We start from the raw sequence: 11,071 nt of genomic DNA, 5'->3' as shown, positions 1-11,071 counted from the left end.
CAATGCTCACGTAATCCCTGCACATCTCGCTATGCTGTCAACCGTTCTTCTCTTTAGAGCGGGAAAAGATTGGGTGTCTATACATTATCCATTGCAAAAGCTGGAGAATCGAAGTAGAAGCGAAATCCAAAAGGAAAAGTGTTGGTCGTGGTTTTGGTTAATCACTTTAACTATTTCTTTTCTTGGTTGTCTGCTCTGGGCAACCGCATTACCGCTGCCTCAAAGCTTGCAAGATGCCATGGCTCGACCTTATCAGCCCTCGTCGAGTGAACGGTCGGAATCGTCGCTCTCTCCGTTATCTTGGTCTGAAACTACCTATTCAGAGTCGATCCGCGGTTGATCGCATCGATCAACTGCCGCAGGCGGGCCAAACAGCGGCGTTGAAATTGGTTGAGAAAACAGCTCTGGAATTAAGCGGAGCGTTTGCGGCGAGTGGGTCGGCGGCGGGTGGGGCGATGTTTTTTGGCCTTGTCCAGAGCCTGCAAGTGCTTAATGTAGCCGCGCAGTCCGCCGTGTTTTTTGATCAGCATTTCGCTGACCCGATGTACTTCCTCAACAATGAGGTCTTTGATCATTTTGGTTTTCTCCGAATTATTTGGCTCAAAGCCACCTTCGGGATGCTTTCCGGTGAAACCATCGAGGGGACACGCAATTCCAATTTGTCGCACAGCGCAGCCAATCGCTGTTGTACAACTGGATTCGCCAAATGTGCGTAATTCCAGGTCAATAGATAGTCTATCTCAAACACGGTGGCGATTGCCATCTGAAGTGCGTCACGAGGTTTCGAAGCTGGGACAAGCTGTTTAGCTAGCAGGGTTTCGGCCAAGCTCGCAACACGTCCGTCGATCGGCAAGTAAGGCAACTTGCGAATCATTTTTAAGCAGTCCTGTTGGCGCGGGAAGTCTCCGGCGGCAAGTTCGTCTTCCGTGATCGACGAAGTGAACACTTTAAAATAGCGCCGCTCCTCGTCCCACCATTGTCGAGTGAGCAAACGCCGACTGCTTGCCAGGACATCCGCGGATTCGTGCCAATATGCCGAGATGATGGAAGTATCGAGATAGATCGTCGGCTTGCCGGGCATAATCAATTAGCCAGTGTGCCACGGTTCGAGGCGAGAATTTTGCCGGCGTTGATAGTGTCAATCAACTGCCGCAATCGCCCCAAGCTGCGGCGGTTGAAGTGGAACACCAGGCGCGGCAGGGAAATTAACGCCGGTTCGTCGCGCTCTTCTTTTTGTGGGCCGTCCAGCGTAAAGCCGCCGTCGACTAAAATATCGCGGAAGCGGGCGTTGATGTCGGCCAGCAGTTGTTCGCCAATCGGCGTTTGCAGGCGGAACACGAGCTTGTTCTTCACATAGCGCATGCTGTGATAGACGCGGAAGAACTGTTGGATTTCGCCAACGGCGGTTTCGACCGAATCGGTCCATCGATACAATGACGAATCTTCCGACGAGACCATGCCGTCGGCCAGCAAGCGGTTGGTGAAGAATTCCAGCAGCGGCTGCCAGAATTTTCCGCCCGGCTCGTCGACGAACACCACCGGCACCATGTCTCGCTTGCCGGTTTGCAAAAGCGTGAGCACTTCCAGCCCTTCATCCAGCGTGCCGAAGCCGCCGGGGAACAAGGCCACGGCATCACACTCTTTCACGAACATCAGCTTGCGCGTGAAAAAGTATTTCATGTGCACCAGCTTGGGATCGCCGGCGATGATGGGATTGGACGATTGCTCGAAGGGGAGCATGATGTTCAGCCCCATCGAGTTTTCGCGGCCGGCGCCGACATGCCCGGCTTCCATAATGCCGCTGGCCGCGCCGGTGACCACCAGCCAGCCAATTTCCGCCATCGCCCGACCGAATTTGACGGCCTGTTGATATGTGGGTTTATCGGGCCGGGTGCGGGCGGAGCCGAATACCGTGACTTTGCGATGCGAGCGATACGGCGAAAACACCTTGAAGGCGTAGCGCAGCTCGCGCATGGTGCGGCTGAGAATTTTCAGATCGCCACGGCTGGGCTGGTCGGCGGCGAGCTTGTCGGCCGATTCTTTAATTTGCTCGATGAGGTCGGCAATCCGCTGGCGATCGAGACTTTTTAATTGGTCTGTGGCGACCGCGGGGGTGAGGCCGGCTGAAATGGCGACGTTGTCGGTGGCGGCGGCGATGAGGGCCGTGGCCAGCTCTTGCGAGGCGACTTTGACCGCTTCCGGGCTGACTGGGTTGACATTGGCCGGGCCAGCATTCGATGCAGCCGGAACCGCGCCGTTTGGAGAGGCGTTGCCTGTGGCAGATTGCGGCGAGCCGGCGGTGGGAGCTTGCGGCGAGTTCGATTTAGACGGGGGCGCAGGTGCGGACGGATTCTTTCGCTCTTCCATGTAGCTGACTCTTCCACAATATGGCATTACGCATGTGTATTGATGCCCTATTATAACGAGGGACGGCACACGCCAGATAGATCTAATGCCGCGGATGAATGATGGCCGGAACGCCGTTGTTGGAACGGAGCGTGACCGAGGGCCAGGGGCGAACTTTTTCCGGCTCGATCAGCTCGAAGCGGAAGCGCGGGGCGATGGCCGCCACAACCAGCACCATTTCCAGCATCGCAAATGTGTTGCCAATGCAAATGCGCGGACCACCGCCGAAGGGAAAGTAGGCGTAGGGCGGGCGAGTTGATGGGGTGATGGGGAGAGAGGGTGATGGGGTGATGGGGAGAGAGGGTGATGGGACTTCGGATAGCCAGCGCTCGGGGAGAAAACTCTCGGGTTGATCGAACCAGCGCGGGTCGCGATGCATCACCCATTGGCTCATCAGCACCGCGCTGCCGACGGGCAAATCGTAGCCGCCAATCGTAACCGGCGACAGCACGCGGCGACTGAAGGCGAAGGCCGGCGGGAATAATCGCATGGCTTCTTTTAGCACGGCCTCGGTGTAGGTGAGCTTCGGCACATCGGTCAGCTCCGGCCAGCGATCACCCACCACGCTGGAAATTTCGGCCAGCAGGCGTCGTTCGACATCAGGATTGAGCGCGAGCAAATACCACGTCCATACCAAAGCGTTGGCGGTGGTTTCGTGGCCGGCCAGAAATAGCGTCATCACTTCGTCGCGCAGTTGGCGGTCGGTCATGCCGGTGTGATCGACTTCGTCGCGCGCGCCGATGAGCTTGGAAAGCAAATCGCCCCGGTCGCCGCCGCTTTCGCGCCGCTGGCGGATGATGCGATTGACCACTTCGTTCAACTGCCGCACATTGCGCTTGGCCCGGCGGTTGCGCGGCGTGGGGACCCAAATCGGAGGATTCCAGGCGCTTTCGAAGCGATGGCTGAAATCGCGCATGGCGCTTTCCAGCGGCGGGCCGACCTGGTTGCTGACATCGCCCAGGTCCAGATCCATGAGCGCCTGGCCGACAATCGCCAGGGTGAGCCGCGACATTTCTTGGTGCAGCGTGGTTTGTCGGCCATCGTTCCATTCGTTCAATAGCCGCTGCGTGTGGCTGACGATGGCACCAGCATAGTTGTTCACGCTGTTTTTGTTGAAGGCCGGCTGCATGAGCCGCCGTTGCCGCAGCCAGAATTCGCCTTCGCTGTTCAAGAGGCCGTTGCCCAGCATGGGCCGCAGCAGTTCGAACACGTAGCTTTTGCCGAATTTTTTGTTCTCGGTAACGAGCACTTGCTCGACGAAATCGGGATGGAAAGCCAAGTTCACCCGTCGCGGACCCAAGCGCACGGCCACAAAATCGCCATGCTCGCGGGCACAGCGCGTGAAAAAGCCAAGCATGTCGCGGCGGAAGTCGGGCAAATTTCCCAGTGGCCAGCGTCCGGGGGGACTGGGCGGCAGACGGTGTGCAGGCATGAGCGGGCGGGTCCTAGGGTGCAAAGCGTGATGCAAGCTTAACTGGAAGGCGTGGCGAAAAACAGTCGCAGGCAGCGGCTTGTGACGCCGAACCAACAGCATTTTCAAAATGGATGCTTAGGTGCGTGGTCGGCGTCAGAAGCGGCTGCCGGCGAACCGACGGGGTGAATTTTATTCCCGGCGTGTGGGGCTTTGTGCCTCTACCCTGCCTAGCGCAAAAAAAAGCCCCGCGTTACAGCGGGGCCTTGAAATTTCAAATTATTTCGACGGGCGGATTCACGGAGTGGCTGCGCGCCGGCCCTGAGGCAATGGAAGTCGCTTCCAACGCTGGACGGCCCGGGCATCAGGCCGAGGGACGAATGTGATGCTGGTAGGCCAAAATCACTTCGTACAGATCGGCCGAAATGGTGATTTCGTCGTTGGCGAAATCTTTGAGCCAGGTGCGTCGGCTGTTCACAGCATCGGCCAGCAAGGGCAACACTTCGCCCAAGGAAACCGTGACCGTTTGCGAGGCCGCCTGATGCGTACCGGCGGTGGTGGTTTCCGATTCCGGACCGTAATAAACTTTGAAGCGTCGCGCTGCTGTAGCCATGGCGTCATCCTTGACGGGGGTGTATTTTGCTTGGCTAACCGTGGCACGCCGCCGCGATTCGCCGCCGGGCCAGCCAAACCAGCTAGCACCGCTTTGCCCACCCTGCTTCAATCTGTTTATCGGTTGTGGACGGGCGCAGAATTTGACGAATTTGGCCGCCGGTGACGATTTTTTTCGCCGCGCGTGCTAGCACGGTTTTTCCCAAGCGGTAGATTGGCAAATACACGGCCCCTGCGGTAGGTACCTCCGCTCCGCAGACTCCGCGTCGCGGCTAAACGACCGCCTTATACTCGATCGACACCACCATTTTCAATCTTATCGTCATGCCAAATCTCGATTCCGCGTACGAGCAACTTACCAGCCACACGCGCGAAACGGCGCTGTTTCAATCCATCGAATCGCTGTTGGGGTGGGACGAACGCACGCACATGCCGCTGGCGGCGGGCGAATATCGGGCCGACCAAATGACGCTGCTGGCCGGCTTGTTGCATCGCCGCCGCACCGATCCGCGGCTAGGCCAGTGGCTGACCGAATTGGCCGAACAGCCTGCCGATTCGCACAGCGATCGGGGCGCTACGGTCCGGGAACTCAAGCGGCAATACGATCGCCGCGTAAAGTTGCCGCAAGCGCTGGTCGAGGAGCTGGCGCGAACTTCGGTCTTGGGCCAACAGGCGTGGTTTACGGCTCGAGCGAACGACGATTTTAAATCGTTCCTGCCGCTATTGGAAAAAATGTTTCAATTGAAGCGCGAAGCAGCCGAAGCGCTGGGCTACGAAGAAAACCGCTACGACGCCCTGTTGGACGATTACGAGCCCCGCGGCCGCACTTCGCAAATTTCGCAGGTGCTGGCGGGCTTGCGCGAACAATTGGTGCCGCTGGTGGCGGCCATTGGCGCCAGCAGCCGAAAGCCGAACGTCGAAATTGTAACCCGCCAATATGCCCTGGCCGAGCAAGAACAGTTCGCCAAGCACGTGGCTGCCGAGTGCGGGTTCGATTTTCAACGCGGACGGCTGGATGTCACGGCCCATCCGTTTTGTACCAACAACGGTCCACACGATACCCGCATTACCACGCGGTACAACGAGCATCATTTTCCCGGCGCGTTTTTCGGCGTGCTGCACGAGGCCGGGCACGGCATTTACGACCAGGGGCTGCGCACCGAGTGGTACGGCCTGCCGCCGGGCGAAGCGGTGTCGCTGGGTATTCACGAATCGCAATCGCGAATGTGGGAAAACTTTGTCGGGCGGAGCAAGCCGTTCTGGAAGCATTTTTACGGCGAAGCGCAGCGGCGGTTTTCGCCAGCGCTGGGAGGAGTTTCGCTCGACAATTTTTATGCGGCCATCAACGACGTGCGGCCCTCGCTCATTCGCACGGAATCCGACGAGGCCACGTACAATTTGCACGTGTTAATTCGCTTTGAGCTGGAGCAGGCGCTGGTGGCCGACGATTTGAAGTGCGCCGATCTGCCGGCCGCCTGGAACGAAAAGTATCACCATTACCTCGGCATTACGCCGCCCAACGATGCCCAGGGCGTGCTGCAAGATATTCACTGGAGCGCTGGGCTAGTCGGTTATTTCCCCACGTATGCGCTGGGAAATTTATATGCCGCGCAATTTTTCGAGCAGGCCGATCAGGACCTGGGTGGCCTGCACCGGCAATTCGAGCGCGGGGAATTTGAGCCGCTGAAAAAATGGCTCCGCGAGCACATTCACCGGGCCGGCCAATGTTACACGGCCGACGAATTGGTCCAGCGCATCACGGGCAAGCCGTTGTCGCACGCGCCCCTCATGGCATATCTGAAAGGCAAATTCGGCCCGTTGTACGGCCTGAAGTGATCGCGGAAAACGATGCTGTGTTGGGCCCGTTCAGGAAGTAAACTAACGGTAGGGGTGAAACCTCCGCCACCAACCACTGCAGCGAGAACGGTTCTGACATGCCCAATTCCGCCACATGTCCGAAATGCTGCCGGATGGTTTCGCTGCCTGCCGGGGATCAATCGTCCGCGACAGACGTGTGGGTGCGCTGTCCGCTGTGCCAGAGCGAATTTACTTTGCAGGAAGCGCTGAATTTTGTACCGCCGGCGCTGGAAATAATTGCTTCGCCCCGGTCCGAGGAAGAAGCGCATGTGGCCTTGGCCGATGCCGAGGCAGGCTTGGGCGATCCGGATGAAGGTGCTGTGGGCATTGGCCTGAGTGGAACGCGGCGCTTGCCGATGAGCAAGCTGGCGCGGCCCAAGTCAGATCAGTCCATTCCCGATTTGCTCATCAATCCGGAGCGAGAAACGGTTGTTGCGCCGCAACAAACCTTTTCGGCCGATGTAACATTCGCGCCGACGGTGGCTTCGCAAATTACGGCGGACGAAAACACCCCGGGAGACGATTTGCAATTGAGTCCCGAAATGCCCGCTGCCCGGCCAACCCCCATGCCCACGCGCGCCGTGCCGATGTCCAACGTTGCCGCTAGCGGCGCGGCGGCGAACGAGCCCTGGAACGCGCCGCCGGAGGGGAATGCGCCGATGTTCTTTCCGCCGCTGCCCCCCAAGCGAACGCGCGGGTTTCGCCGCGCCAAGCGCCGCAATCCTGTTGTTGAGCTGGCGCTGATTGTGGTCGGCGGCATCGCTGGCTGCGCCATTGCCTTCGGCGTGCTATTGTGGGGCTTCAAAGTCGATCCGTTCGATTTAGCGAAATATTTGCCCCAATCGATGGTGCCCGAGCCGTTGAGATCGGCTTCGTCCGCGGATGCAACCAATCCGCCTAGCAGCAGTGACACGGTGCGCGGCAACGGCATTGTGATTACTCGAAATCGGCCCGCGTCGGTTTCCGGTCCCACGGCCACGGAAAGCAACATGTCCAACGGAACGCCTGGATCGGCAATCACCAGTTCGACGCCAGTTCCCGGGCCAGGGTCGTCGGTACCTTCACCGAGCTCGGTAACAGGGCCCGTCTCGAACAACGAAACATCTCCATTCACACCGGTGACTCCTGAAGCGCAAACGCATCCTGCGCTGCCGCCCTTGCCGCAGCCGACAACGCCTGCCCCCACGGAACCGGACGGCCCAAAAAGCGACAGCATCTATTCTTTGGATGATGTTTCGAAAGCGTTTACCGCAGCCACGCAAGCGGATGCCGCGTTTCAGTCGGCGCGGGCCAATAACGGAAATGCCAAAGATTCGCCAGCGGTAGCCGAGCTGCGGAAGCAAAATTACATTGCACTGGCCAAGCTGGCCGAAACCGTGACGCTGCTGCGCAACCAGAACGACGATCGGCAAATTGCTCGCTCCACGGCCGCTGCTTTTGTGTTGCACGCAGTGGACGATCGCGCCAAATTGGAAGACCTGGGCACGCTGGCCGGGCACTGGCTCAGCATTCCCAATCGTGCCAGCCGCGGAATTGTGCTGGCCGGCGCCGTGCAGAGCGTGGATCCGCTGGGCAAACAATTTTGTACCACCATCAAAGTCTTGGGCCACGACCTGGATGTTTCCGTCATCAGTGCCGAGAAGCCCGAGATTTCCCCCCACGATATGGCCGTGGTTCTGGGGGTGATCGTTCCCAATCCGCAGCAAAATCTGCCCCAGTACGCCGGCAAGGATGACCAAGTGGTATGGGGTGCGGTGGTTGAGAAGCCGATGCCGGCGGCAAACCCATAGAGTTTCAAGCTCGGGCTTGGGTAAAGCCAAATGGGGAATGGGGAATGCCAGCACCATGGCTGAATGGGCCCATTTTCTGCCCGCAACTCATTATTCCGCATTCCCCATCCCGCATTGCATTGGATTCTCTTCTCAGCCTCTTGCTTGTGGTGGATGAAAGTATTAGAATCGGGGACGGAGAGTGAGAATGAGTCTCAATAAGAATACCGCCGCAGCCAGCTTAACCCATCGGCTTATGCCGTTGGGTCGTGTGTCGGCCGGCCAGCGCGCAAGCGTGGCGCAAGTAGTGGGCCGCTCCGATCAAGTGCAGCGGCTGAAGGAGCTGGGCTTCCAACACGGCGCCGCTTTGGAAATGGTGAGCGCCGGCAGCCCCTGCATTGTCCGGCTGCAGGGAAACAAGCTCTGCATTCGCGGCAACGAACTACTCAACGTGCTGGTTGAGTGCGAGGACTGAATCGTGACCACCCTGGCGCAGTTGTCCGTAGGGGCACGGGGTCGGGTAGTGCGAGTCAATCAGTTCGATGAAGTGAGCGCCCGGCTGATGGAAATGGGCCTCACCCCCGGTGTCGAGGTGCAAGTGCTGGGCGTTGCGCCGCTGGGCGATCCAATTGAGCTGGCCTTGCGCGGTTATCGACTGAGCGTGCGCCGCAGCGAAGCGGCACGGGTGGAAGTGGAGACGGATTAGTAGTCTGGTGTCTGGTAGTCTGGTGGTCTGGTAGCAACAGCTGGTGGAACAACAAGATTGAAATTGGTGCACATTCAATTCCTTTCTAGCCGGAGGCCCACGGCCTCCGGAGGCGCGCAAGAATGGATAATTTCGTGGCAATTCTCCGGAGGCCTGTGAGCCTCCGGCTATTGATTAGATAGTTGATTTCGATGACGTTTGATTGGATGACGGTCCTATCGCGGTTTTTGTAAATCACTTGCTCAACATGTCCAGCGCGAGTTTGCAAAAAACGGTGACGGTCGCGCTGGTGGGAAATCCTAACACCGGCAAATCGACGCTGTTTACAGCGCTGGCCGGCGTGCGGCAGCGGATCGGCAATTATCCCGGCGTTACCGTCGAAAAAAAATTGGGGCACATGCAGCATGGCGGGCAGCGGTGGGCGGTGGTCGATTTGCCCGGCACGTACAGCTTAGCGCCGCATTCGCCGGACGAAATGGTGGTGGTCGACGTGCTATTGGGCCGCCGCGATGATACTCCGTGCGAGGCCATTATTTGCATTGTCGATGCCAGCAATCTGGAGCGGAATTTGTATTTGGTAAGCCAGGTGCTGGAGCTGGGCCTGCCAACGGTCGTGGCGCTGAACATGATGGATATTGCGGCGGCGCGCGGGCTGAAAATTGATGCCGCGCTGTTGGCCCAGCGATTGGGCATTCCGGTTGTGCCGATTCAGGCAAATAAACGCCGCGGCTTAAACGAATTGAAAGCCGCGCTGGCCGAAACGGTGGGTCGACCGGCGCCCGCTCGAGAAAGTCCGTTTCCGGAAGCGTTTCGCAACGAGGTTTCGCAATTGGAAGCGGCGCTCAATGGTGCGATTAACGGTTTGCATGCTAAGCCGCAAGCGGAAGTTAGGTCACAAGTAAACGGCGAACAACGCGCCGAGGACGCTGTGCCGCGATATTTGGCCGAGCGACTGTTGCTGGACAACAGCGGTTACTTGGAAAGTTCGGGCGTGATTGGCCGCAACGGACAAGCCAAGTTAAGTGCGGCGCAACTGAGCGAGCACCTGCAGGCGGCGCGCTCGCGGTTGGCGGCGGCCGGATTGCCGGTGCCGGCGGTGGAAGCGCTGGTTCGCTACGATTGGGCCGGCCGGCAACTGGAGGGCGTCATTGCCCGATCGACGGCGCGCAGCGAAACGCTGACCGATAAAATCGATCGCATTCTGACGCATCGCTTATGGGGCACGGCCGTGTTCGTGGTCGTCATGGTGGCCCTGTTCTCGTCGATATTCGTCGCCGCCGAGCCGCTGATGAAGCTGCTCGATGGCGGGGCACATGCCTTGGGCGATTTTGTGAAAGCTCACATGACCGACGGGGCTGCGCGGTCGCTGTTGGTGGATGGGCTCATTGCCGGGGCCGGCAGCGTGATTGTGTTTTTGCCGCAAGTGCTGATTCTGTTCATGTTCATCGCCATTTTGGAAGATTGCGGGTACATGGCCCGGGCGGCTTACTTGATGGACAAGCTGATGGTTCGCGTGGGTCTGAGCGGGAAATCGTTCATCCCGCTGTTGTCGTCATTTGCCTGCGCCATTCCGGGCATTATGGCCACCCGAGTGATTGAAAATCGGCGCGACCGGTTGACGACGATTATGGTGGCGCCGCTGATGAGTTGCTCCGCCCGATTGCCGGTGTACACGCTGTTGATTGGGGCCTTCATTCCGGCCCAGATATACGTGGCCGGATTTTTGCCGCTGCAAGGGGTGACGCTGTTAGTGATGTATTTGGTGGGCGTGGTGGCGGCCGTTGTCGTGGCGCTGATTTTGAAGCGCACGTTGCTGCGGGGAGCCACGCCGCCGTTTGTAATGGAGCTGCCGCCGTATAAATTTCCGTCGCCGGCGTTGGTTATTCATCGCATGTTGGAGCGCGGCTGGGCATTCGTAAAACGGGCAGGCACACTGATTGTGGCCGTGGCGATTGTGGTGTGGGCCTTGTTGTACTATCCGCACAATCCGACGGCGGTGGAAGAAACTTTGCAGCGCGATCAAGCGGCGCTGACGGCACAAATTAGACAATTGCCGACCGGCGATCCGCATCGACAATACCTGGAGGCGGAGCTCGCGCGGTACAATGATCCTGCGCAGCACGAGCAGTTGCTGGTTGGCGCGTATCAGCGGCAAAGTATTTTGGGACGCATGGGGCGCTGGATTGAGCCGGCCGTGCGGCCGCTGGGTTGGGATTGGCGCGTCGGCTGCGCAGCCATTGCTTCGTTTCCAGCGCGCGAAGTTGTGCTCGGAACACTGGGTGTAATTTATAATCTAGGAAACGTCGACTT

11 protein-coding genes are annotated in these 11,071 nt (G+C 58.8%); 6 read left to right on the top strand and 5 right to left on the bottom strand.

The features are described 5' to 3' along the window. Positions 1-410 precede the first annotated feature (410 nt). The 4 genes from VFE46_02455 to VFE46_02440 form a co-directional block, all read right to left on the bottom strand. The gene (locus VFE46_02455) at positions 411-575 is read right to left on the bottom strand and encodes a hypothetical protein (GenBank protein HZZ26843.1); all 165 of its coding nucleotides are present in this window, start codon (positions 573-575) and stop codon (positions 411-413) included. Continuing rightward, positions 572-1,081: a type II toxin-antitoxin system VapC family toxin gene (locus VFE46_02450; protein HZZ26842.1), complete on the bottom strand. Its 510-nt coding sequence runs from the start codon at positions 1,079-1,081 to the stop codon at positions 572-574. The genes VFE46_02455 and VFE46_02450 overlap by 4 nt, the downstream gene beginning before the upstream one ends. Before the next feature lie 2 nt (positions 1,082-1,083). Then, complete coding sequence (locus tag VFE46_02445) at positions 1,084-2,367, bottom strand: TIGR00730 family Rossman fold protein (protein ID HZZ26841.1); 1,284 nt, start codon at positions 2,365-2,367, stop codon at positions 1,084-1,086. An 82-nt stretch (positions 2,368-2,449) separates the two neighbouring features. Continuing rightward, positions 2,450-3,838, bottom strand: coding sequence for a cytochrome P450 (locus VFE46_02440; protein ID HZZ26840.1), 1,389 nt, complete (start codon positions 3,836-3,838; stop codon positions 2,450-2,452). A 125-nt stretch (positions 3,839-3,963) separates the two neighbouring features. On the opposite strand from VFE46_02440, the gene VFE46_02435 reads away from it, so the two are divergent. Next, positions 3,964-4,203 carry a hypothetical protein gene (locus VFE46_02435; GenBank protein HZZ26839.1) on the top strand — a complete coding sequence of 80 codons (240 nt, stop codon included), beginning with the start codon at positions 3,964-3,966 and terminating at the stop codon, positions 4,201-4,203. On the opposite strand, the gene VFE46_02430 is transcribed toward VFE46_02435, so the two are convergent. Next, complete coding sequence (locus tag VFE46_02430) at positions 4,182-4,541, bottom strand: hypothetical protein (protein HZZ26838.1); 360 nt, start codon at positions 4,539-4,541, stop codon at positions 4,182-4,184. The two genes, VFE46_02435 and VFE46_02430, sit on opposite strands and share 22 nt — an antisense overlap. A 212-nt stretch (positions 4,542-4,753) precedes the next feature. Between VFE46_02430 and VFE46_02425 the strand changes: the two genes are divergently transcribed. The 5 genes from VFE46_02425 to feoB form a co-directional block, all read left to right on the top strand. Further along, complete coding sequence (locus VFE46_02425; GenBank protein ID HZZ26837.1) at positions 4,754-6,265, top strand: carboxypeptidase M32; 1,512 nt, start codon at positions 4,754-4,756, stop codon at positions 6,263-6,265. Between the two features lie 98 nt (positions 6,266-6,363). Next, complete coding sequence (locus VFE46_02420; GenBank protein ID HZZ26836.1) at positions 6,364-8,076, top strand: hypothetical protein; 1,713 nt, start codon at positions 6,364-6,366, stop codon at positions 8,074-8,076. A gap of 187 nt (positions 8,077-8,263) precedes the next feature. After that, positions 8,264-8,530 (top strand): FeoA domain-containing protein, encoded by a 267-nt coding sequence (locus VFE46_02415; GenBank protein ID HZZ26835.1) that lies wholly within the window; start codon positions 8,264-8,266, stop codon positions 8,528-8,530. A gap of 3 nt (positions 8,531-8,533) precedes the next feature. Then, positions 8,534-8,761 carry a FeoA family protein gene (locus tag VFE46_02410; protein ID HZZ26834.1) on the top strand — a complete coding sequence of 76 codons (228 nt, stop codon included), beginning with the start codon at positions 8,534-8,536 and terminating at the stop codon, positions 8,759-8,761. Between the two features lie 247 nt (positions 8,762-9,008). Next, positions 9,009-11,071: ferrous iron transport protein B (gene feoB / locus VFE46_02405; protein ID HZZ26833.1), on the top strand; the 2,063-nt coding region annotated here is incomplete at its 3' end.

Source organism: Pirellulales bacterium, from assembly GCA_035656635.1.
Classification (GTDB): domain Bacteria; phylum Planctomycetota; class Planctomycetia; order Pirellulales; family JADZDJ01; genus DATJYL01.
Note: the sequence above shows the minus strand (reverse complement) of the source record. Positions and strands in the feature narration are given on the sequence as shown.

Bases quoted from the DNA above. Each gene is read 5' to 3' on its own strand.
- VFE46_02455 (HZZ26843.1), bottom strand. From the start codon at position 575: ATGATCAAAGACCTCATTGTTGAGGAAGTACATCGGGTCAGCGAAATG.
- VFE46_02450 (HZZ26842.1), bottom strand. From the start codon at position 1,081: ATGCCCGGCAAGCCGACGATCTATCTCGATACTTCCATCATCTCGGCA.
- VFE46_02445 (HZZ26841.1), bottom strand. From the start codon at position 2,367: ATGGAAGAGCGAAAGAATCCGTCCGCACCTGCGCCCCCGTCTAAATCG.
- VFE46_02440 (HZZ26840.1), bottom strand. From the start codon at position 3,838: ATGCCTGCACACCGTCTGCCGCCCAGTCCCCCCGGACGCTGGCCACTG.
- VFE46_02425 (HZZ26837.1), top strand. From the start codon at position 4,754: ATGCCAAATCTCGATTCCGCGTACGAGCAACTTACCAGCCACACGCGC.
- VFE46_02420 (HZZ26836.1), top strand. From the start codon at position 6,364: ATGCCCAATTCCGCCACATGTCCGAAATGCTGCCGGATGGTTTCGCTG.
- VFE46_02415 (HZZ26835.1), top strand. From the start codon at position 8,264: ATGAGTCTCAATAAGAATACCGCCGCAGCCAGCTTAACCCATCGGCTT.